Below are 23,884 nucleotides of genomic sequence, written 5' to 3' on the forward strand. Positions count from 1 at the left end.
ATTATTCATTCAGACTAATGTAATAACCCGATCAGCCGAAGCAATGGTTGAAGGCCGGTGAGCAATAATCACCCGGGTTATTTTCAATGCGGCAATACTGGCATTGATATAATCTTCATTATCCAGATTCAAATGGCTGGTCGCTTCATCCATAAACAAGATCCCAGGGCGGCGATACAGCGCACGTGCAATCAATAAGCGCTGTTTTTGGCCGCCAGATAAACTGCCGCCCAACTCCCCAAGTAAAGTTTCATATCCCATTGGCATAATATCATCATGGATATTGCAATAGCGGGCGCAACTAATAATGGATTCTCGATCGAGATAAACATCAAAACTGGCAATATTCTCTGCAATAGAACCCGCGAACAGTTTGTCATCCTGCAAAACACAGGCAATATATTGGCGATAATTGTTGATACCGATGCTATGAATATCCAGCCCATTAGCGACACTCTCTCCTGATTTAATATCAAGATTAAGGCCATTAATAATAGGTTTAGATAAATTGTCATATTGATAAACCAGATTACATACGGAAAAAGCAACCGGTGTGTTGGGAGCACGTCTTTAACAAACCCAGAGCTTTCAGTGCGCTAATACCGTATAGCGTCTCCATAAAATGTGAACTGGCTTTAGCCCCTTTAACCAATAATGCTTCAGAAGCCTGTCGGTAATGACGATAAGTTATCAGGCGCATGATGATATAAATAGCAGTAAAATGCTGAGAAAATTCATTTATGCTGATAACTCTACGTCCCAATGCAGGATACATGGAGTTTTAAGTGCCGATAACTCATTAATATCAAGTGATAAAGCCCTAGTTTTAAATTTGAGTGAACTGGCAATATCCATCAATGTATTCAGTGTTGCACCACGTGCTGAAATACCAAACTGTTGTCGTAATTAGCCCTCTCCGCTAATATTCGCCATAATTTCCACTATTTTACTCATGGATTCAACATGCTGACGGCTATTTTCCACCAACTGATAGGACTGTGCATAAGCAACTTCTTAATAATATTATCGACCTGCGCTAATTGACGTTTTATCGCTTGCTGACTATTTTTACTCACCCTGCCAGAATCCGTCACTTTACCTACATCTATTTGATAAAGCGCCTGTCAATTTTTTTTATAATCAAAGGCTTCCTGACTGAACATATATAATCCCGCCACACCTTATTAAAGAGTCATTTGAAAAAAATAAAAACACACTCTATTAAGTATCAATAGAGCATAATTAATAGGGTGTGCTTTTATTTTTATATCTGAGAGTTAACATATTAACCGCAATTTAGCTTGCCAGTCATTCTGCAAATATAATAACTATCAGGGCCACTCATATAGGCGGGCCGACCTAGTGTTGCGGGATCATAGCTTACTGCTGGAATCGTAATTCGCGGCGCTGAATTAATGACATGAGAAACGCCATCATAGGTTTTCTCCAGCAACACTCCCAATGTCGCCCCGCCTGTAGCCCCTGCTGTCCTGCCAAAACGACCACCAATGGCTGTTCCAACTAGTGCACCTGAGCTTTGAGCTAACTCTCTTCCGGAAGTACCACCACTAACTTGTTCAGTCTCTAATACTGATAATATTTTCATATATAGCTCCTATATAGATACAAATGAATTTCATTTTCCTTTTATCTTTAAATAATCATCTATAAACTTTTTCATCCCATCAAAAAAAGGAATGAAAGTACAAATAATCGCCACAAAGATAGATAGATATAACTTATTCCCAAGATCGGGAAGTTCACCATCTAATATAAAATTAGGTAAATATAGCATTACCATATAAAAGAATGTATAAAAAACTATTGTTATCAGAACATTCAGAGAACTAATAGCACAACCTGATATTTTTATATTAACTTCCGCTGAGTTAAATTAAAACCCAGAGTATGGCATTAAACTCTATATTGCAATAAACACCTCAGCACATATAAAATGCGCGTTCAGCCGTATTAATTTAAATAAAAAATTAATATAATATAATGGTTATTTTAATTATTTAAAATTAGAAATGTATAATTTAAAAACCGCCCTAATCATCAAATTAGGGCGGTTTCTATTCTATCCGTTAAAGCTGGATAATAAATTACAGCAGAATTCGCAGCATACGCCGCAGTGGCTCTGCCGCGCCCCACAGCAACTGATCACCGACGGTAAAGGCGGAGAGATATTCCGGCCCCATGTTCAGTTTACGCAGACGGCCCACCGGGGTGTTCAAGGTGCCGGTTACTGCCGCAGGGGTCAGTTCGCGCATGCTCAACTCACGGTCATTCGGGATAACGCGAACCCAGTCATTGTGAGTGGCCAGCAATTGCTCGATTTCAGGTAGCGGCACGTCTTTTTTCAGTTTCAGTGTGAAAGCCTGGCTGTGGCAACGCAGTGCGCCGATGCGCACACACAGACCATCAACCGGGATAACACTGCCGGTATTCAAAATTTTGTTGGTTTCGGCTTGGCCTTTCCACTCTTCACGGCTCTGGCCGTTATCCAGCGCTTTGTCGATCCAAGGGATCAAACTGCCCGCCAATGGCACGCCAAAGTTATCGGTCGGCAATTTGCCGCTGCGAGTGGCCGCCGTCACTTTGCGTTCAATATCCAGAATGGCCGAAGCCGGGTCTTGCAGCTCTTTTGCTACATCGGCGTGTAACATGCCCATTTGGGTCAGTAACTCGCGCATATGGCGCGCACCACCACCGGAAGCCGCCTGATAAGTGGCCACAGAGGCCCACTCAACCAAATCATTAGCAAACAAACCGCCCAATGACATCAGCATCAGGCTGACGGTACAGTTACCACCAGCAAAGGTTTTGATACCTTTATCCAGCCCCTGCTGAATAACACCGTGGTTTACCGGGTCCAGAATAATAATTGCGTCATCTTGCATACGCAAAGAAGAAGCGGCATCAATCCAATAACCTTGCCAACCCGCTTTACGCAGCTTTGGATAAACTTCGTTGGTATAATCTCCCCCTTGGCAAGTGATGATAATATCCAATGCATTCAGCGCATCAATATCATAAGCATCTTGCAATGTACCTTGCTGGCCGGCGAAAGACGGGGCGGCTTGGCCATGTTGAGAGGTAGAGAAAAAGACCGGGCGGATACCGTCAAAGTCGCGTTCTTCAATCATGCGCTGCATGAGTACTGAGCCGACCATACCGCGCCAGCCGATAAAACCAACGTTTTTCATGTTTACTGTCCTGCCTTGGAAGGTGACACTGATTAATGGATGTCTGTCTCGCATTACTGCTGGTGCATACAGCGCACTGACGAGGGAGACCTGATACCACCTTACGAAATATGGACAAAGTGGCAAGTTAAATTATTCGATACCAGAATGATTCAAAGCAATCTTTCTAATATGTGACTTTGACTGGCGGGAAATGCCAGTCGTTTTGATTATTTTGAGGTAATAATGACAGAGATGATTGCGGCAACCGTGCTGCTGTTTTTGATTATGGATCCGCTGGGGAATTTGCCGATTTTTATGTCGGTGCTTAAACATCTGGAACCTAAACGGCGGCGCATAGTATTGATTCGCGAATTGCTGATCGCGCTCATATTGATGCTGATTTTCCTGTTCGCTGGCGAGAAGATTCTGGCATTCTTGAATCTGCGCACTGAAACCGTCTCAATATCCGGCGGTATCATTTTGTTTTTAATCGCCATTAAGATGATTTTCCCCTCTCCAGAAAGCAATGTTACCGGGCTATCGGCAGGGGAAGAACCCTTCCTGGTTCCACTGGCAATTCCATTAGTGGCAGGCCCGTCTATTCTGGCGACCTTGATGCTGCTATCCCATCAATATCCTAATCAGCTTAGCCATTTGGTACTGGCTTTGATGATTGCCTGGGGTTTATCGACGGCTATTTTACTGATGTCGAACCTGTTCCTGCGCTTGTTGGGCAATAAAGGTGTCAGTGCTTTGGAGCGGCTGATGGGGTTAATTTTGGTGATGTTATCAACGCAGATGTTTTTGGATGGCGTGCGCGCCTATCTAACTAAATGACTAAATAAGTTTACACGCCGGTTATATGACCTCAGAGGGGCAATAACCCTTTGAGGTTGCTGACAAACCTATTTTATAGCTCGGAGACTCGCGGGGCGACTGCACCGATGGGCGCTCCGGCGGCCTAAGCCGCTACGACCCATTCGGCACATTTCCCCTTCATTTGACCTTATTAGCCGTCTGAATAACCCTCTTTGGGTTTGCATCACTCACTGATTAGCCCTGTTTTTCCAGCGCTAACACACAGCGCTGCACGACTTCATCAATATCCGCATCAATATCCACACAGATAACGTCCGGTTCTTCTGACCCCGGTTCTTCCAATGCATCAAACTGGCTTTTTAATAAATCAGTGGGCATAAAATGGCCGGAACGGGCTTTTAACCGCCCCATAATGACCTCAAAACTGCCTTTCAGGTATAAAAATACCATTTCCGGATTACCTTCCCGCAGCCGATCGCGATAGCGGCGTTTCAGGGCCGAACAGACAATAATGCCAGTTTCATTTTTATGATTCAGACTGTAGGCCGCATCACTCAGGCGCTCTAGCCACGGCATGCGATCCTCATCATTAAGAGGGTGTCCGCTGCCCATTTTCTGAATATTAGCACGGGGGTGTAGGTCGTCACCGTCAATAAATTTGGCATGAATTCGCCGTGCCACTGCCTCTCCCACAGTGGTTTTACCGCTACCTGATACACCCATCACGATAATGCTACGTCCAGCCATAATGTTGATCTCTATCTCAGAATAGGAATTTTACTGCTCTCTATGGTTCCGTATTTTACCATGTTACCGGTATCATGATACCGGTAACAAATGGAGATGTGACTTTTATCACACCGGATAGAACATCGTCATTGGACTCAATCGCGCAATCACGCTGGCTCCAGCTGACTGTAACCATAATAAAAAGCGATACATATACTCTAAATAAATGGAGAAATACTATGCCATTAGTCATTGTCGCGGTTGGCGTTGCCATGCTGCTGTTACTAATGATCCGTTTCAAGCTCAACGGATTTATCTCGTTGATACTGGTCGCGCTAGCGGTGGGTGTCATGCAAGGGATGCCGGTCGATAAAGTTGTCGGCTCAATCAAAGCAGGGGTCGGTGGAACACTAGGTAGCCTAGCGCTGATTATGGGCTTCGGCGCCATGCTCGGTAAATTACTGGCGGACTGCGGTGGCGCTCAACGAATTGCCACAACCTTAATTGATAAATTTGGTAAAAAACACATTCAGTGGGCGGTGGTACTGACCGGTTTCACCGTCGGTTTTGCTCTATTCTATGAAGTCGGCTTCGTGTTGTTGTTGCCGCTAGTATTCAGTATCGCGGCATCAGCCCGCATTCCATTATTATATGTGGGTGTCCCGATGGCCGCGGCGCTGTCAGTGACTCACGGTTTCTTGCCCCCTCATCCTGGCCCAACCGCCATTGCCACCATCTTCCATGCCGACATGGGTAAGACCCTGTTATATGGGACATTATTGGCTATTCCAACCGTGATTCTGGCTGGCCCGGTATTTGCACGATTCCTGAAAGGGATTGATAAACCTGTGCCGGAGGGGCTGTATAACCCGAAAACCTTTACTGACGAAGAAATGCCAAGTTTTGGTGTCAGTGTCAGCACTGCGTTGGTGCCGGTTATTTTGATGGCATTGCGGGCTGTGGCAGAGATGATTTTGCCCAAAGGCCACCCGGTCCTCTCTTATGCTGAGTTCTTGGGCGACCCGGTGATCGCCACACTGATCGCCGTGTTAATCGCGATTTTCACCTTTGGTTTAAACCGTGGCCGCTCAATGGAGTCCGTGATGGACACCGTGACTGACTCCATCAAAATCATTGCGATGATGTTGTTGGTTATTGGCGGTGGCGGGGCTTTCAAGCAGGTTTTAGTCGACAGCGGCGTTGACCACTACATTGCCAGCATGATGAACAGCAGCGGGCTATCACCAATTCTGATGGCATGGTCAATTGCAGCCGTCCTGCGTATTGCGCTAGGTTCTGCGACTGTGGCCGCCATCACGGCCGGGGGGATTGTCGCGCCACTCATTGCCACCACTGGTGCCAGCCCTGAATTGATGGTCATTGCAGTGGGTTCGGGCAGTGTGATTTTCTCTCACGTCAACGACCCAGGCTTCTGGTTGTTTAAAGAATATTTCAACCTGACAATCGTCGAGACTTTCAAATCATGGTCAGTGCTGGAGACTATTATTTCTGTCTGCGGGTTAGTCGGCTGCCTGTTATTGGCAACCGTTATCTAATAATAACAGTGAGTTAAATACTGCCACCGGGGAGGATGGTGAAGCCCACATCGACCATTTTGGGTGTGACCACCTCTCCGCGTAGCCGCGCCAGCAAGCGCTCGGCACCAATTTGCCCCATTCTTTCGCGCGGGGTCAGTACACTGGCCAGCTTCGGCACCATCGACTGGCCAATATCATGACCATGGAACCCCGCTATCGCCATATCATGCGGAATAGAAAGCCCCTGCCGCTGACACTCGAATACTGCGCCAATCGCCAAGTCATCATTGGTACAGAAAATGCTGTCGATCTGCGGATAATTCACCTGTGCTTCGCGCAATAACTCCGCGCCAGCAGAATATGATGAAGAACGGCTAGTCATCACACTCATCGGTTCCAAACCTGACTCGCGCATCGCCTGCTCATAACCTTGCTGTTTAATCACCGTCCGCTCATCCTGACGCGCGCCAAAATACACCACGTAACGGTGGCCTTTGGCGATAATCTGCTGGGTCATTTGTCTTGCAGCTTCAAAGTTATTAAAGCCCACAGCCAAATCAATGCAGGGCGAAGAACAATCCATTAGCTCAATAACAGGAATGCCCGCGACCTCAATCATTTTCAATGTACGCGCCGTGTGGTGCCGTTCGGAGAGGATTAATCCATCAATATTGTAGGAAAGCAGAGAGGTCAACCGCTGCTCTTCACGTTCTTTCTGGTAGCCATAATGTGCCAGCATGGTTTGGTAGCCATGAGCATCCGTTACACTTTCAATCCCCCGCAGCACCTCGGCAAAAACCTGATTGGTTAATGATGGCAGCAAGACACCAATAGCATGACTGGTGGCATTGGACAGGATATCGGGAGCACGATTAGGGATATAGCCCAGTTCGTCTAGCGCCAGTGCAATTTTTTCCTGCAACATCGCAGAAACTTGCTCCGGATTGCGCAAATAGCGGCTGACCGTCATTTTAGTGACCCCAACCATATCAGCAACATCTTGTAGCACTGGCCTTTTTTTCTTCATTATCAATGAACTGAGGCAAAGTAAACGGGGTGCCATTCTAGCAAATAAAAGGGTATGACGCGATGCATACCCTTTTTTACTTAGGACGATCAAACTTAAACTGGCGGTAAATCAAACAGCAAGATTTCACTGTCTTCATCGGCATGAATAGAAAGAGCTGCTTCATCCCAGATAGCGAATGCATCGCTGGTACCCGCATGGCGGCCATTGATAGATACCTTGCCGCGCACGACCTGTATCCATATACGGCGCTCTGCCTGAATCTGATAAATTGACTGCTCTTCACGTTTCAATGCCCAGCGCCATAGCGTCATGTCCTGGAACACTTTTAGCGAGCCATCACGAGCATCCGGTGATAACACCAGTTGCCGCCCTTGCGGAATGTCGAACATTTGTTGTTCATAACGCGGCTGCAAACCGGTCTTATTCGGGATAATCCAAATCTGGTACAAATGCAGCGGCTGATCATCACGGCCATTATATTCTGAATGACGGATACCCGTGCCAGCACTCATAATCTGAAACTCACCCGCATGAATTTGCTCTTTATTGCCCATGCTATCCTGATGTTCAACAGTCCCGGACAGCACATAAGTCAGAATTTCCATGTCCTTATGCGGGTGAGTACCAAAACCCTGACCAGCATCGATGACATCTTCGTTAATCACCCGTAGTGCTGAAAAACCCATAAATTCTGGATCGTGATAATCGGCGAATGAGAAAGTATGCCAGCTGTCTAGCCAACCGTGATTAGCATGGCCACGTTCTTCTGCTTTGCGTAAATAAATCATGTTCAGTTCTCCTCAACGTTTTCTTTAGTCTAGATGTCGCTGAAGAATATGAAAGCGCAAAAAACTCATCCCTCTGTTCAAAAAATTCGACTAATTAATCAGTGAAAAGACAAATGATTTAAATTTGAAGCAATTAGGCTGCAAAGGCATGCCAATCTCTGAAAAAGGTGTGTTTTGGCCGAGAATAAACAAAGACGGATGAGTAAAAACAGACAAAAAAAAAGCCAGCACCCGGCTGGCTAAGTAAACACTGGAAGCAATGTGAGCAATGTCGTGCCTTCGTAATGTGAACACCTAAACTTTGATGGCCTCACCTGAAAGCACGACAATGATAATCATTATCACTCTCACTTGTAAAGTGTTTTTTTTAACCACCACCAATATTATTGACTCAGTTAAATAAATAGTTATTTTATTAGGTAATTCAAACAGTAAGAGTAGGGGTATGTTTATGAAAAATGTGCAGATACGCCATGTGGAACTCACTGATTATCCGGCCTTGCAGCAGCTATTTTCTCATCCACAGGTTTATCGCGACACATTACAGCTCCCCCTACCGTCTCAAGATATGTGGGCGAAAAAGCTCAGAGAAGCACCCACTGGGATGCATAATCTGGTGGCATGTATTGATGACAAAATTGTTGGTCAACTTACTGTCGAGGCAAATCAGCGAGCGCGCCGTCGTCATGTGGCTACTTTCGGTATTGCTATTGATGCCGACTTTTGCAGGCAAGGTGTGGGCAGCATATTAATGGCGACCATGATCGACTTATGTGATAACTGGCTGAATATACAAAGGATTGAATTGACTGTTTTTGTCGATAACTTAGCCGCCATTGCTCTTTACCGTAAATTCGGCTTTGAAATTGAGGGCACCAGCCCATGTTTTGCTTTCCGCGATGGGCAGTTTGTTGATGCCTATCATATGGGACGAATCAAGCAATCAAGCTAACCATCGGGGGATAAGGCCTATACCCCCTACGGCGACTGTTTGCAGGTAGACGGCATACCAGAGCAGTAAAAACTCCTGCCATTGGCAAGATGACAAATATTGCTAAATACCCGCTGTTTCTTTGATATAACGGCGGGCTTTCACCGCATATTCAAATGGATTAGCAATGGCTGGATCTTGCTCTGCCTCCACCACCATCCAACCTTGATAGCCTTTTTCATCCAGTAATTTAAATACTGGACGGAAATCGATAACACCATCACCGGGTACTGTAAAAGTGCCTTTTTTCACACCATCAAGAAAGCTGAATTTTTTCGCTTTAACTTCCGCAACCACCTCATCACGAACGTCTTTCAGATGAACATGATTAATACGCGGCAAGTATTTTTCTAAAATAGCTAACATCGCCTCCTGGCTACCCTCGGAATAATAAGCATGCCCTGTATCAAATAGCAGATAAACATCATCGTTAACCATGCTCATATAACGATCAATTTCGTCACTGGTTTGAATACCGGTCCCCATATGATGATGTAAACACACTTGCATCCCTTTCGTGGCAGCGATTTTGGCTAACTCGTTATAACCATCCGCAACACGTTGCCACTCAATATCAGTAAAATAAGGCTTTTCTTCAAAAACAGATTTTGTCGTCCCTTGAATACTTTTACTTTGTTCTGAACAACCAATCACTTTGGCCCCCATTGCATGGAGAAAATTCATATGATTAGTGAATTCATCAATGGTTTTAGCGCGCTGATCATCGGCAAAAAAAGTGCTGAACCAAGCATTGCAAATCTGTATGCCACGGAGTTCAAGCATAGGTTTCAATACGTTAGGATCTCGTGGATATTTACTACCAACTTCACTACCGGTAAATCCAGCCAGCGCCATTTCACTGATACATTGTTGGAAAGTATTTTCTTTGCCTAAATCTGGCATATCGTCATTCGTCCAACCAATAGGAGCGATTGCCAACTTCACACGATCTTTATTCATAATAAACCTCTGCGACATATCTTACTTATCCAGATGAATACAATTAAAAGGTGATTAATTACCCATCCTGCAAAGCCAAAAATAGTCTTTATTTATGTTTTAAATGATGCTTAATACTCAGGTGGCTATAGGGTTTTATTTACCTAACAATTCGCGCTCAATATGTTCGCGAGTAGCAACAGCCTGATGCACCATTTTTTCCGGATAACCAAAAAGAGAAGTCGCAATAATTGATTCACCACCGACTTTAAAAGTACGGTTGGCGAAATCCATATCACGTAATGTCTGGAATAATGTGGAGAAATCAACTTCTCCCTCGCCAATACCCACGTGTTGATGAATAACAGCATCAACACCCGGCGGATTCACAATATAACGACAGTGTTTAGTGTGATTCATAGTATCGGCAATCAATACATGAGAAAGATCATCACCGGCATATTTCAGCATACTGGCAACATCGCCTTTGCCTTTATCATAGAAAAAGGTGTGGGGAACGCTATAAAGGTATTTCACGTTATCACTGCGTAATGATTTCACTAAATCTGCGGTTTCATTGTTTTCTTCACAGAAATCCCATGGATGAGATTGAATCTCTACCCGAATACCCTCGCGCTCAATAATTGGCAATAGATCTTCCATTGAGCGATACCACATCTCTTCGCAAATTTCTGGCTCATTCGGATCGCCAGAAAGTTCAGTGTTAATCACAGGAACACCCATCTCGACAGCAATTTCAATCATTCTCTTCCAGTTGGTAACTGCAGCCTGTCGCCGAGCTTCAAGCGGCCCAGCCCAGCGATATACCACGATAAAAGATGATATTTCGACTCCAGTTTCTTTTAATGCTTTCTTATATTCAGCAATAACTTCACGGCCCGCTTTGGGGTGCTTATAAAATGGGTTCAGCTGCGGATGCGGTGACTGCTCAATATAGTCATATCCCCATTCTGCCACTTGACGGACCATATTAGTGATACCCAGGTTTTTAATGACATCAACATCAAATGCAATCTTCATAGCCCCCCGGTTTTGCGTGAAATATGTACAAGCTTGAAATAGACCGACTCTGCAACAAAAATATGGCCACACCGCAGCTTATTGGCTAAAGCACAGACAGCAGATATTGATATTATTTGTTATAAAAAGCGGGCCGTTGTGGTAAGTCTATTGGGACAATCTCACCATTCTCCTGCGCAGCAATACAGGCATCAGCGGTGACTGCAGCCGCAAAACCATCCCAAGCAGAAGGCCCAGTGAGTTTTTCAGCCAGAACATCGTTGATAAAGGCTTGCAACTCGACATCATAGGCATCAATAAAGCGATCTTTCCAATCAGTGAGGATTTCATGTGATAGTCGAGCTTCGCTACGCAGCAATACTGAAGATGGCTCAGGTAATTTCGCAATACCAATATCACCAACCACTTCGCATTGAATATCATAGCCATACTGGCAGTTCACAAAGATTTCCACATCAATACGCGTCCCTTTTGCCGTTTCAAATAGCACGACTTGTGGGTCTCTCAGATGTGCTTTGGCATGTTTGGCTTTTCGCGGGAAAACAACCTGAACAGAGACATAATCGTCATCTAACAACCAGCGCAGTACATCAATTTCATGAATTAAGGTATCTGTGATAGCCATATTCGTGGTGTAGTTATCGCCGACTCTCGGGTTGCGATGAGCGCAATGTAGCATTAATGGCTCACCAATTTTCCCGCTGATAATCACATCTTTCAGTGCGCGATAGCCTTGGTCATAAGGCCGCATAAACCCGACTTGAACCAAGCGCTTACCTTGCGCCGCTTCAGCTTCGACAATCCGCTTGCAACCCTCTGCGGTCACAGCCAATGGTTTTTCACAGAATACATATTTACCTGCCGCAACCGCCGCCAACACGAACTCTTCGTGACTTGGCCCCCAAGAAGTCACTAACACCGCATCCACTTCTTTTGCATTAATCACTTCATAGCCATCAGTGTATATATTCGCCTCGATACCCAAATCACGAATAACTTTGGTGGCATGCTCGCGATTAATATCAGTCACAGCAACAATATGGCTCCCCTGTAAAACTTTGCTACAACGGCGAATATGATCCTGACCAATTGCACCCGTGCCAATCACACCAATATTTAACGACATATTATTTCCCTCATGAAGTTTTGGTTTGCAGGTGATTCCTGCTCGTTTTACGACTTCACATTCAGATCAAATGTACCCGTCATCTTTCAAGTTACAGGTACGTTAATAATCACGGGCTTTGGCAATATTTTGTTCCAACAGCCGAACCACTGCGTCCGTCCTTTCACTGTCAGAAACTTGAGCAACCCCGACTCGCCACCAACTCAGGTACTTATGCACCATAGTTTTTGGTAGAACTTTTATATCGATAAGGGTTGAAATCGTCTGCATACGGGCATCGGCCAATGCATCGACCAATTGCTGCTCAGTGGAAACACGATATGTCTTACAGCCATAAGCAGCGGCCAACATGGCAAAATCTACTGGAACAAAATCACCGTCTAATTGACCAGTTTCTTGATTACGGAAACGGAATTCAGTGGCATAACTGTCCATTCCATGTTCCATCTGGAGGTTATTAATGCAGCCATTTGTCATGTTATCGAACAACACAACGTTAATTTTGCAGCGCTCTTGAATGGATGTGACTAACTCAGAATGCAGCATCATGAAAGCGCCATCACCCACCAACGAATAAACTTCGCGATCAGGTTCAGCCAGTTTCACACCCAACGCAGCGCTAACTTCGTAGCCCATACACGAATAACCATATTCGACGTGATAGCCATTACTGCCTTTTGTGCGCCACACCCGCTGCAAATCACCGGGTAAACTCCCTGCAGCAGCAACAATGACGGCATCTTGAGGTAATTGGCTATTCAGTACCCCCAGCACTTGGCTTTGTGTCAGGAAAGAACCGGTTTTATTGATAAACTCAGCAAAAACCTGCTCACGATCCAAATGGTCATTTATCTCAGGGGTAAAATCATCGGCATTGTATTCCACCTGATAGACCCGCTCCGTCTCCGCTAATTGTTCAGCGCGCATCCGAGCAATTTCGCCCCCCCAACCGGCCTGGTAGCCAGAGCTATTAAGCTGTTGATGCAATGCTGACAATGCTTCACGCGCATCAGCCAGTAATTGCAAACCATCGAGTTTGCCGGCATCAAAAGTACTCACATTGATATTGAGGAATGAAACATCAGGATTCTGAAACAACCACTTAGATGATGTAGTAAAGTCGGTATAACGAGTACCAATGCCAATCACAAGATCAGCCTGTTTCGCCAATGTGTTAGCCGCCAAACACCCCGTTTCACCAATACCACCGAGATTCAGTTCATGTTCTGAGCTGAGTGTGCCTTTACCGGCTTGTGTTTCTACCCAGGGCAAACCGAAGCATTCGGCAAATCGTTGTAATGCTTGACCGGCTTGCGAGTATTTCACGCCCCCACCACAGACCAAAATCGGCTTACGTTTGGTGGTCAATAAAGCAATCGCATCAGCCAGCATTACAGCGCTGGTTGGCCTTCGGTCAAGACGATGAACGCGTTTCTGGAAGAAATAATCAGGATAGTCATAGGCTTCAGCCTGAACATCTTGCGGTAAACAAAGTGTCACAGCCCCGGTTTCTGCTGGATCAGTGAGAACTCGCATTGCATTAATACACGCGCTCATCAGTTGCTCTGGCCGCATAATGCGATCCCAGTATTTACTGACGGGTTTGAATGCATCATTGGTGCTGATACTCAGGTCATGGGATTGCTCAATTTGCTGTAGCACGGGGTCTGGTTGACGCGATGCAAATACATCACCAGGAAGCAAGAGTAGTGGGATGCGATTAGCCGTTGCGGTAGCCGCGGCAGTAACCATATTGGCACTTCCTGGCCCAACAGATGAGGTACAAGCATAAATTTGCTGGCGTAGTTTCTGTTTTGCAAAGCCCGTCGCGGCATGGGCCATTCCTTGTTCATTACGCCCTTGATGGACGACTAATTCGCCACAATCCTGTTCCAGTGCTTGCCCGATCCCCAGTACATTACCATGGCCAAAAATAGCAAAGATCCCTTTGATAAATTTGATTTCCTGACCATCAACTTGCAGGTATTGATTGTCCAAAAAACGAACTAATGCCTGTGCCGTGGTTAGCCGAATCTTATTCATTTACCCATCCTTTGCTATGTTTGCGCGATACCATGGGACTGAGGTACTTTCAGCCCCGAAGATACGTTTGCCACACAGAAGAAGCCGGCTTGATGGTTTCCGCTATGCTGACAACAATGAGGTGAAACATTGCAGGGATTATAAACAAATATTTTTTTCATAAAATCACATTACAGAAGAAACATTTCATTATGCGATGAGGATCAAATAATCAGGTAAACACTGAAACTGTCATACCCACATTGACCCACTTAAAAAAGGATCATTTTAATACCTTGAAATAGACATGTAATTTATTGATATCTTTGGTTTATATTGATTTCCAATATCGACTAGTCCCCCCTAAGAAAACCATTAATAATTTGTACTATCTTTTGGCTTGGACTCTATTTCCGAGCGTTATACAAGGCTTTTAGCCCCGTCACATATTCGGGGTGTAAATTTCATTTAACCTTGAGTTTGAAATATTTATTCCTCATACTAATTTCAGAAACGTCATTACAGTTCATTTCATTGGACATTGTCGGGGTTTTAAAAGAAGGAAATGGGGATGGGTACACAACACAAAGTGCTGGATGTCATATGTATCGGGCGAATTGCCGTCGATTTTTATGGACAACAGATTGGTTCCCGACTGGAAGATACCAGTACATTTGCCAAATATTTAGGCGGTTCATCAGGTAATGTTGCCTACGGCACGGCAATCCAAGGTTTGAATTCAGGGATGCTGGCACGTGTAGGTGATGAACATATGGGCCGCTTCCTGCGCGAGGAATTACAACGTGTTGGTGCTGATACCCGTTTTCTTATTACTGACAAACAGCGTCTAACCGCATTGGTTATTCTAGGGATTAAAGATCAAGAGACTTTCCCACTGATCTTTTACCGTGAAAACTGTGCGGATATGGCCCTCACGCAAGATGATATAGACGAGTCTTATATTGCATCATCCCGAGCATTGGCTATCACTGGCACACATCTTTCGCACCCCAATACACGCGATGCCGTACTGAAAGCATTGGAATATGCACATAAACATGGGCTACGAACCGCTTTGGATATTGATTATCGCCCAGTATTATGGGGTCTGACCTCACTTGGCGATGGTGAAACACGTTTCATTGAGTCGGAAAAAGTGACTCAGCAATTACAGGAAGTCCTACACCATTTCAATTTAATTGTCGGCACGGAAGAAGAGTTCCATATTGCCGGTGGCAGTACAGATACTCTGATAGCGCTACAAAATGTGCGTAAAGCAACCCAAGCGACGCTGGTCTGTAAACGCGGAGCACAAGGTTGTTCAGTGTTCGAAGGGGGAATTCCCACCCGTTGGGAATGGGTCAAACTCCATTCGGGTGTTCGCGTTGAAGTTCTCAATGTATTGGGAGCTGGTGATGCCTTTATGTCTGGCTTACTGCGCGGTTATCTTAATGACGAGAGCTGGGAACAAGCTTGCCGTTACGCCAATGCCTGCGGTGCACTGGTTGTTTCCCGTCATGGCTGTGCGCCTGCTATGCCAACCAAAATAGAATTAGATAATTACCTCAGCCGTGAACGCTCTATTCTACGCCCAGATCGTGATGCCCATCTTAACCACTTGCACCGGGTGACTAGCCGTAAACAGCAATGGCCGGAACTTTGTGTCTTCGCTTTTGATCACCGCAAACAACTGGTTGATATGGCTCGCGAGGCGGGGGTTAGTGAAGAACGTATCCCCCAGCTCAAGACATTATTGCTCCAAGCTGCGCAGCAAGCTGCTCAAGAATCTGAGCTAACACAGAAGAGCGGCATTTTGGCAGATACAACTTATGGCCAGGAAGCACTTAACACTATTACTGGCCAAGGGTGGTGGATAGGTCGCCCGATTGAGCAACCCAGCTCAAGGCCATTACGTCTGGAACACGGCAACATTGGCTCCCAACTTATTGATTGGCCGCTGGAACATGTTGTGAAGTGCCTGATTTTTTATCATCCTAAAGACAGCATAGAGCTACGCCAGCAACAGGATGAGTTGATTCTGGATGTTTACCGTGGATGCTGTAAATCAGGGCATGAATTGCTGTTGGAAGTCATTTTACCTGAAGATAATAAAGACAAAGATGAACGTTATTACATTGAAACTATGGCACATTTCTATGCGCTAGGTATTCAACCAGATTGGTGGAAACTACCACCACTAAGCGCAGAAAATTGGCAACACGTAGGTAATTTGATTGAAACTCAAGACCCCTATTGCCGAGGTGTATTGATTCTTGGGTTAGACTCTTCAGAAGCTATATTAAAAGCGGGTTTTGCCGCAGCGGCTCAAGCTCCTTGGGTTAAAGGTTTTGCTGTTGGCCGCACCATCTTCGGTCAAGCATCTCGCCATTGGCTACAAGGTGAGTTAAATGATGCAGAGTTGATCGCGCAAGTGAAACAAAATTATCAAACGCTGATAGGTTATTGGCGAGACTATCGGCCTGTCATCTGAATTTAATACAGCTTTACTGGCGCTGATGTGAAAAACGTCAGCGCCATTGTGCTGCCATCTGCACGATTTATTCCTTATTAGCCTGAAAAAATCCTGATTTTTGTCAAACTTGATAAAGTAATACCTTTTGCTTATAGCCGTTTCCTTTATTATGGCTTCGTGAACAGTTTGAATTCGCGATGAAATAAAAGTAAATGCGGATATCAGCAAATGAAATTTTCCAACCATCTGTTAGAATGCCTGACAGATAACCCCTGAATTTTCCTCTGCCGTGGGCCGAATGGATGAATAACCCTACTCAACTATCATTGTTACAAGACCAGATTCGTCATCGTTATGAGACGTTAAGCAAACGTTTAAAACAAGTTGCCCGTTATATCTTGGATAACAGTAACAGCATTGCATTTGATACAGTTGCTTCCATTGCGGCCCAAGCTAGTGTGCCTCCATCAACATTAATTCGGTTTGCAAATGCCTTTGGTTTCAGTGGGTTTAATGAAATGAAACAGGTATTCCGTCAACATCTGATGGAAGAAACCGTTAACTATACCGAGCGCGCACGGTTATTCCGTCAAACCTCAACTGATGGCAATACAGCACCAGAAAAACCTGCTGAAATACTGAATGTATTTACGATGGTCAATGCACAAGCCCTACAACAACTTGCAGTGCAAACCAGCGCAGAACAGTTGGATAAAGCAGTTGAGCTATTGAACAACGCTGAAAATATCTATGTGATTGGTTTGCGGCGCTCTTTCAGCGTTGCCTCATACCTGACCTATGCATTACGTCATTTGGAACGCCGAGCTTTTCTAATTGATGGGCTAGGGGGGATGTTCGCTGAACAATTGAGTATGGTGAAACCCAAAGACGTAGTTATTGCCATTAGCTATTCACCCTATGCACAAGAAGCATTAGAACTGGTCGAATTGGGTGCGAAAAGTGGTGCTCAACAGATTGCAATTACTGACAGCCAAGTCAGCCCATTAGCGGCTTTCAGTGATGTGTGTTTTGTGGTGCGAGAAGCACAAGTCGATGGATTCCGCTCACAAGTTGCTTCTATGTGTCTGGCGCAAACTTTAGCGGTTTCATTAGCACTGAACAACGCAAAAGAATAATCTATAAATCAGTATTATCAATAAACTACAAACCAAGTGTAAACTTTGGCAGATCAATAGAATGGGTAGAATCCCACCTACCCATCAATTCGTTTTTAACAAAAGCACTTTAGCTTTTTCCTGTCGGATATTGATCACTATTGATCCACGCATGATCTTTTTCCCAGGTAAACTTCCATAGCCGTACCGGCCCTGCCATGACATTCAAATAATAGCTGTTATAACCTGCCAATGTTGCCACGGGGTGGTAGCCCTTTGGTACTTTCACGACATCCCGGTTATAGACTGGCATACATTCATCCAGTGAACGATCGTCGGTATACACTCGCTGCAGGCAAAAACCTTGTTCTGGACTCAGCCGGTGATAATAGGTTTCCTCCAAATAGGTTTCATCTGTAACATTTTCCTGGTCATGTTTATGGCTTGGGTATGAACTGGTATTCCCTTCATCAGTATAAACCTCAACCACCAGCAAGCTATCGGCGGGTTGGTTGTCAGGTAAAATATTATGTACTAACCGCTGGTTACGCCCCTTACCTCGCCGTTCCACACCCACATCCGCCGGTGTAATCAGCCGGGAAGGTAAATAACCATTACCGGGGGCGCGGCAAACAGCCAATTCCAAGTCGGTCTCTGCCACAACTTTCACATGCTCATGATGTGGAACATAAACAGAATAAGGCGGTGTTCGTTCGAATGGACTCATGCGTTTGCCAATGTGCGGATATTCAGCCCGGCGTGTTGATACCGAGGCAATTCCAGCAACCAATACCAGGCAAAGTTCATTATCAGCACTGTCTAGAACCAACGTCTTTCCAGCCGTCAAGTGATAGACATCAAACCCGACAAAACGCCAGCCCGCGTTCTCTGGAGAAATATGCTGAATACGCCCATCCACATCCGGTAGCTGACATTTGGCAAGTAGTGTCGACATGATGACTCCCCTGTTGGCAACATGAAATTACTCTAACGAACACTCTCAAGCAGCATTAACCCAGTGTTGGCATACTGTATTCGGAAACAGTTTGCTGGCCGGTTGGCCAACGGGCCGTGGTTGTTTTCATACGGGTGTAAAAACGCACACCATCAGTGCCATGAACATTTAATGCACCGAATACAGAGCGCTTCCAACCACCAAAACTGTGAAATGCCATCGGCACAGGAACCGGGACATTAACGCCAACCATCCCTGCCTGGACTTCATGTACGAACTGTCGTGCATAATGACCACTACTGGTAAATATCGCACTCCCATTACCAAATTCATGGCTATTTACAGTATTAATTGCGGTTTGGTAATCAGGAACTCTGACAATCCCCAACACTGGGCCAAAGATTTCTTCCCGATAAATTTTCATATCCGGAGTGACATAATCAAACAGCGTGCCGCCAACATAATATCCTTGCTCATAGCCAGTGACATTATAGTTGCGACCATCTGTGACTAATGTCGCGCCTTCTTTAACACCTTGCTCAATATAACCAAGAACTTTTTTCTGATGGGCTGCTGAAATCAACGGCCCCATTTCATTTTCTTCCCCACCTTGCTGTAAACCTGGGCCGACACGCAAACGAGCAATAAGTGGTTTTAACTTTTCAATGAGCTTATCCGCCGTGCTATCACCGACGACAACGGCAATAGGCAACGCCATACAACGCTCACCGGCAGACCCAAATGCACCACCCATCAATGCATTAACTGTCGCATCCAAATCAGCATCTGGCATGATAATCGCTTGATTTTTTGCAGCACCAAAAGCCTGTACGCGCTTACCCTGTGCACTGGCAGTGGTGTAAATATGTTCAGCAACAGTAGAGGAACCCACAAAACTTACAGCTTGAATTCGTGAGTCGGTGCAGAGTTGCGCAGCATTTTCATTTGAACAGTGAATAACATTGAATACGCCATCAGGTAAGCCCGCCTCTGTCAGCAATTCAGCTAAACGAACCGATGCTGAAGGATCGAGCGCAGGGGGTTTCAGAATAAAGGTATTACCACACGTCAATGCAATGGGGAACATCCACATTGGAACCATCGCAGGAAAATTAAATGGGGTTATCCCGGCCACAACGCCCAAAGGTTGCATCATCGAGAAACTATCAACCCCGGTGCCCACATCTGCGGAATATTCGCCTTTCAATAAATGAGGGATACCACAGGCGAATTCGACCACCTCCAGACCGCGAGTGATTTCGCCCAACGCATCTGAATAGACCTTGCCGTGCTCACGAACAATCAACTCAGCCAATTCATCACGGTGTTGTTCAATTAATGTTTTAAAATTGAACATGATGCGAGCGCGGCGCAAAGGGGGAGTTCGTGACCAATCGACAAAAGCCTGATGAGCAACGCCAATAGCCTGATGAACTTCTTCAGCAGTGCTTTGTGTAACCTGACTTTCAACCTTGCCGGTGGCTGGGTTATGAATATCGACAGTCTGATTACTGGAACTCAAAGAATTCTTCCCGCCGATAAAGTTACTCACGATTTTCATGTCTCACCCTCTTCTTAAATAGCGGCTATCGCAAGGGTCATTGAAAATGGCTATATGCCAGACACCTAACGAACCATGCGCTTAATCAGTAAGAGTTATCTTGGATAAAGCCAATATAACCCACAAGGCGACCAACCGCCGGAAAGACGAAAAGCCAGCCGATATGCAGACTCTATGCTATTGAAAAAAAAGTTTCAAATAACTTTCTTTGAAAATTTTATTTTGTGCGATGCATCGCAAGTTCCTGCAAAGAGTTCGTGTCACTATCAAAATCCTCAGAGCATCAACGCAATACCCCATCCATCTGCAATATCTCACTTTTTATACTAATAAAAACTGCCAATGTAGAAAAAATATGTATGTTAACTTGGCAACACCTCACATTAAATGATTTCTATTCGACATTTTTCAGCTTAATATTTGAGCTAGATCGAAAAATTAATTTTTCGTTATTTAAGTTAAATGAAATAAATGTTTTCATGCTGAACAGTATGCAAGTGACTTTAATCTTCGTCCGCTGGAGACAGGTTGGCAGTCTCCAATGTCGTTATCGGCTGTATTTATCGGCAGTTTGGCCGTCGGGCTATCATTGCAGGAGCAAAGCTATGCCTATTGCACAAGATCGTTTCTGTATTAATCGCAAAATTGCCCCAAACTTAAGTATCGAAAGCTTTTTTTGTTTAGTTAAAAAATGTGGGTTAAATAAAGTTGAATTACGCAATGATATGCTGGGCGGGAAAGTGACGGATGAGTTGAGTTCAGCGCAACTCAATACTCTGGCTGATGAATATGGAATCGACATTATTACTATCAATGCGTTGCAATATTTTAATCTGCCAGAACACCGTCCAGCACTGCTGAAAGAAGCAGAAAACATGCTAAAACAAGCAAAAGCGATTAACTGCCGTGGGGTTATTTTATGCCCAAACTGTAGCACCAATGACCGCCGTTCAGCCGAGCAAAAAGAACAAGACACACTAGATGCTTTAGTGCTGTTAGCCCCGCTATTTAAAAAATATCAAGTAACCGGGCTGGTAGAACCTTTAGGCTTTGAAATCAGTTCATTACGTTCCCACCTGCTAACACAATCTATTATTCGCAAGTCAGCCGCGCCCTATAAAATGGTGTTGGATACTTTTCACTACTATCTGAGCGATGTTGCACAGGCCGAGTTCGATGCACATATCGATATCAATACTATCGGGCTAGTGCATCTTTCCGGCGTCGAAGAAATGCGGTTAAAGTCCGCACTGACTGATGAAAACAGAATTATGCTGAGTGAACAGGATAAACTGAACAGTAAGCAGCAAGTGGCTAACTTGGAACGACTGGGTTATCAGGGAATATATGCTTTTGAACCATTCTCATCACAATTGAATACTTGGTCAGAGGCTGATATTGAAAGAGAAATTCATCAAAGTATTGCCTGCCTACAAAACTAATATGCGGAACCGGTATCGTTCCGCCAAGTTGAAAGCATGAAAAGCCCCATCAAGAAATAATGAGGCTGATTGTCATACATCCGCAGGATGGCTCAAGTGAACATTTTGGCTTAACCAACCGCGGTTAGCTTTTCGGCGGTTTTTCCCGGCCACGAGAGCTGAAAACGCGGGGATCCATTTTTAGCCCGATTGGCCCTCACCCCAAATCTAGCAAACTATTAAGCTGGTCGATTTGTTGCCGCCACTCACGTTGTAATGTAATTTTTTGGTGTTTAGGTTTACGCGCCAAATCCTCGGCCAATTTAGCTTCCAGTTCCAGTAAGGTTGCCAGCAGGCATTCCTCCTCACTCTCCATTGGTGCGGTAATGGCCTCAGTTATAATGGCTGAAATCGGACTCGGTGCCATAAACGATTTATCGGCCAGAATGTCGTAAACCGGAGCCAGGTCGTGCCACTCCTCAAGCCGTTGTTGGTGAATTAACCAGAAGCGATTACAACTTTGCTCAATTAATGTGCGGTCATGGGACACTAATAATACCGCGCCACTGAACGTTTTTAGCGTTTCCGCAAGTTCCTCCTTACCCTCCATATCAAGGTGGTTGGTCGGCTCATCCAGTAGCAGCAACGAATAGTTTGCTAGTGTCAGGCCGATAAACAGCAGCCGCGAACGTTCACCACCGCTGAGGGTGCTGACCTTTTGCTGATGTCGCAGATAAGGGAAACCTGCGCCGATCAGCGCCATTTTTCGCTGATCTTCTGTCAATGGTGCGAAAGGTGCTAGCGCGTCACTGAGCGAATCATCATCATGTAATTGATGTAGGCTTTGATCGTAATAACCTATATGTACTTTGGGATGGAAAACCATGCCCACATCGGCGGTATCTGGTTGGTTGAATGCTTGCCATAAACTGTGTAATAACGAAGACTTACCGCAACCATTGCGCCCAATCAGCGCGATACGGTCACCGCTTTTTACCCTGACTTCACCCAGTTCGAATAAGACAAGCGCATCCGGCGCAGGGCGCACCTGCAAATCAGACAGCGCCAGCACGCGGTCAGCGGGCAATGCTTCGCCATTAAGCCGCAATTGCCACTGATTACCAGCCGTCAGCAAGGTTTGATCTTCCTTCATCCGGTCGACCTGTTTCTCCATCTGTTTGGCTTTACGTGCCAACTTTTCGTTGTCATACACGCTGCCCCAGATAGCCAGCCGTTTGGCGCTTTTCGCTACGCGGTCGATCTCCTTTTGTTCAGCTTGATGGCGATGGGCATCGGCGATATCTTTCTCCTCCAGCGCTTGTCGAGCTTGTATGCAGGGCAGACGAATAAATTGTAGAGTTTTATCGCGCAGGATCCAGGTGCTGTTGGTTACGCAATCCAGCAGGCTGCGGTCATGTGACACCAACACAAAGCTGCCGCCCCAGTTTTGCAGAAACTGTTCAAGCCAGAGCAGAGTCGGTAAATCCAGATGGTTACTGGGTTCATCCAACAGCAGTAAATCCGGTTGGCGGATCAGCGCCCGCGCCAATAACAGACGCGTATGCTGCCCGCCACTCAGGGTTCCAGCAGTCAATGACCATGCGTTTTCATCAAAACCCAGTGTGCCGAGCAGCACTTCAGCTTGCCAGCGCTCAGGTTGGTGCAGGCTGTCCGGCAGATGATTGAGTACCGCGTCTATCAGAGTGGCATCGTTCAATGCAGAGGGCAGATGTTGTTCCACCATTGCCATCAGACATTGGTTGGCGGTGGTGATGGTGCCGGAGGTCTCAGAAAGTGCGCCGCTGAGGATTTTCAGCAGGGTGCTTTTGCCACAGCCGTTATGGCCAATTAGACCAATGCGATCGCCTTTTTTCAGGCTAAAGGAGATCTCAACCAGCAATGGGCCGAAGGTGTTGTCGTAGCAGACAGATTGTGCGGAAAGTAATGTGCTCATGATGCTTATCCAGATTTTCAGGCATAAATATGCCTATCGTCGAAAATTGCTGACGATAACCGGTAAGCCGGAGGGAAGTTCTCAGATTGTTAGTTAGCTTCGCTCAAGCAGGTTATCGCAGCACGATACCGGTAATGCTTGAGCTATGACGATCGCTAAGGACAAGCGAAATTAAAAACATTTCACGGGTC

Annotated in this window: 19 protein-coding genes and 1 pseudogene; 6 read left to right on the forward strand and 14 right to left on the reverse strand. The window is 45.4% G+C overall.

What is annotated here, in order from left to right:
* Positions 1-9: 9 nt before the first annotated feature.
* The 4 genes and pseudogenes from OVO64_RS05875 to asd form a co-directional block, all read right to left on the reverse strand.
* Positions 10-721: pseudogene (locus tag OVO64_RS05875) on the reverse strand (ATP-binding cassette domain-containing protein); the annotation flags it as partial.
* Between the two features lie 17 nt (positions 722-738).
* Positions 739-855: a cysteine peptidase family C39 domain-containing protein gene (locus tag OVO64_RS05885; protein WP_235896345.1), complete on the reverse strand. Its 117-nt coding sequence runs from the start codon at positions 853-855 to the stop codon at positions 739-741.
* A 430-nt stretch (positions 856-1,285) separates the two neighbouring features.
* Entirely contained in the window at positions 1,286-1,606 is a 321-nt protein-coding gene (locus OVO64_RS05890; protein WP_145509889.1) for a hypothetical protein, read from the reverse strand.
* A gap of 499 nt (positions 1,607-2,105) precedes the next feature.
* Positions 2,106-3,209, reverse strand: a complete 1,104-nt coding sequence (gene asd, locus OVO64_RS05895) for an aspartate-semialdehyde dehydrogenase (protein WP_145509954.1) — start codon at positions 3,207-3,209, stop codon at positions 2,106-2,108.
* 225 nt (positions 3,210-3,434) lie between these two features.
* On the opposite strand from asd, the gene OVO64_RS05900 reads away from it, so the two are divergent.
* The gene (locus OVO64_RS05900; RefSeq protein WP_186377454.1) at positions 3,435-4,028 is read left to right on the forward strand and encodes a YhgN family NAAT transporter; all 594 of its coding nucleotides are present in this window, start codon (positions 3,435-3,437) and stop codon (positions 4,026-4,028) included.
* 216 nt (positions 4,029-4,244) lie between these two features.
* Here the strand turns inward: OVO64_RS05900 and OVO64_RS05905 are convergent, their stop codons facing one another.
* Positions 4,245-4,757, reverse strand: coding sequence for a gluconokinase (locus OVO64_RS05905; RefSeq protein ID WP_038637355.1), 513 nt, complete (start codon positions 4,755-4,757; stop codon positions 4,245-4,247).
* Between the two features lie 221 nt (positions 4,758-4,978).
* Between OVO64_RS05905 and gntT the strand changes: the two genes are divergently transcribed.
* Entirely contained in the window at positions 4,979-6,295 is a 1,317-nt protein-coding gene (gntT, locus tag OVO64_RS05910) for a gluconate transporter (RefSeq protein WP_038637357.1), read from the forward strand.
* Positions 6,296-6,308: 13 nt separating this feature from the next.
* Here gntT and gntR read toward each other — a convergent pair whose 3' ends face one another.
* Both gntR and OVO64_RS05920 read right to left on the reverse strand, forming a co-directional pair.
* On the reverse strand, positions 6,309-7,304 hold the full coding sequence (gntR, locus tag OVO64_RS05915; RefSeq protein WP_050291846.1) for a gluconate operon transcriptional repressor GntR: 996 nt from the start codon (positions 7,302-7,304) through the stop codon (positions 6,309-6,311).
* Positions 7,305-7,399: 95 nt separating this feature from the next.
* Positions 7,400-8,095 (reverse strand): pirin family protein, encoded by a 696-nt coding sequence (locus OVO64_RS05920; RefSeq protein ID WP_038637363.1) that lies wholly within the window; start codon positions 8,093-8,095, stop codon positions 7,400-7,402.
* Positions 8,096-8,546: 451 nt separating this feature from the next.
* On the opposite strand from OVO64_RS05920, the gene OVO64_RS05925 reads away from it, so the two are divergent.
* Complete coding sequence (locus OVO64_RS05925; RefSeq protein ID WP_038637366.1) at positions 8,547-9,047, forward strand: GNAT family N-acetyltransferase; 501 nt, start codon at positions 8,547-8,549, stop codon at positions 9,045-9,047.
* Positions 9,048-9,149: 102 nt separating this feature from the next.
* Here OVO64_RS05925 and iolE read toward each other — a convergent pair whose 3' ends face one another.
* The 4 genes from iolE to iolD all read right to left on the reverse strand — a co-directional run bounded on the left by iolE (position 9,150) and on the right by iolD (position 14,235).
* Entirely contained in the window at positions 9,150-10,046 is an 897-nt protein-coding gene (iolE, locus tag OVO64_RS05930; RefSeq protein WP_038637370.1) for a myo-inosose-2 dehydratase, read from the reverse strand.
* A 135-nt stretch (positions 10,047-10,181) separates the two neighbouring features.
* Positions 10,182-11,066 carry a sugar phosphate isomerase/epimerase family protein gene (locus OVO64_RS05935; RefSeq protein WP_038637373.1) on the reverse strand — a complete coding sequence of 295 codons (885 nt, stop codon included), beginning with the start codon at positions 11,064-11,066 and terminating at the stop codon, positions 10,182-10,184.
* A gap of 112 nt (positions 11,067-11,178) precedes the next feature.
* Positions 11,179-12,192, reverse strand: a complete 1,014-nt coding sequence (locus OVO64_RS05940) for a Gfo/Idh/MocA family protein (RefSeq protein ID WP_038637376.1) — start codon at positions 12,190-12,192, stop codon at positions 11,179-11,181.
* A 102-nt stretch (positions 12,193-12,294) separates the two neighbouring features.
* Complete coding sequence (iolD, locus tag OVO64_RS05945; RefSeq protein ID WP_038637379.1) at positions 12,295-14,235, reverse strand: 3D-(3,5/4)-trihydroxycyclohexane-1,2-dione acylhydrolase (decyclizing); 1,941 nt, start codon at positions 14,233-14,235, stop codon at positions 12,295-12,297.
* 550 nt (positions 14,236-14,785) lie between these two features.
* On the opposite strand from iolD, the gene OVO64_RS05950 reads away from it, so the two are divergent.
* On the forward strand, positions 14,786-16,705 hold the full coding sequence (locus OVO64_RS05950; RefSeq protein WP_162928762.1) for a bifunctional 5-dehydro-2-deoxygluconokinase/5-dehydro-2-deoxyphosphogluconate aldolase: 1,920 nt from the start codon (positions 14,786-14,788) through the stop codon (positions 16,703-16,705).
* A gap of 284 nt (positions 16,706-16,989) precedes the next feature.
* The gene (locus OVO64_RS05955) at positions 16,990-17,823 is read left to right on the forward strand and encodes a MurR/RpiR family transcriptional regulator (protein ID WP_004388956.1); all 834 of its coding nucleotides are present in this window, start codon (positions 16,990-16,992) and stop codon (positions 17,821-17,823) included.
* A gap of 109 nt (positions 17,824-17,932) precedes the next feature.
* Here the strand turns inward: OVO64_RS05955 and iolB are convergent, their stop codons facing one another.
* Positions 17,933-18,757, reverse strand: a complete 825-nt coding sequence (iolB, locus tag OVO64_RS05960; protein WP_038637384.1) for a 5-deoxy-glucuronate isomerase — start codon at positions 18,755-18,757, stop codon at positions 17,933-17,935.
* 55 nt (positions 18,758-18,812) lie between these two features.
* Complete coding sequence (locus OVO64_RS05965; RefSeq protein WP_038637387.1) at positions 18,813-20,318, reverse strand: CoA-acylating methylmalonate-semialdehyde dehydrogenase; 1,506 nt, start codon at positions 20,316-20,318, stop codon at positions 18,813-18,815.
* Positions 20,319-20,923: 605 nt separating this feature from the next.
* Here OVO64_RS05965 and OVO64_RS05970 point away from each other — a divergent pair.
* Entirely contained in the window at positions 20,924-21,760 is an 837-nt protein-coding gene (locus tag OVO64_RS05970) for a TIM barrel protein (RefSeq protein ID WP_050291849.1), read from the forward strand.
* A gap of 196 nt (positions 21,761-21,956) precedes the next feature.
* Here the strand turns inward: OVO64_RS05970 and OVO64_RS05975 are convergent, their stop codons facing one another.
* Positions 21,957-23,693, reverse strand: a complete 1,737-nt coding sequence (locus tag OVO64_RS05975; RefSeq protein WP_050291850.1) for an ABC-F family ATP-binding cassette domain-containing protein — start codon at positions 23,691-23,693, stop codon at positions 21,957-21,959.
* Positions 23,694-23,884 lie beyond the last annotated feature (191 nt).

It is taken from the genome of Yersinia sp. Marseille-Q5920, from assembly GCF_946902935.1.
Taxonomy (GTDB): Bacteria; Pseudomonadota; Gammaproteobacteria; order Enterobacterales; family Enterobacteriaceae; genus Yersinia; species Yersinia rochesterensis.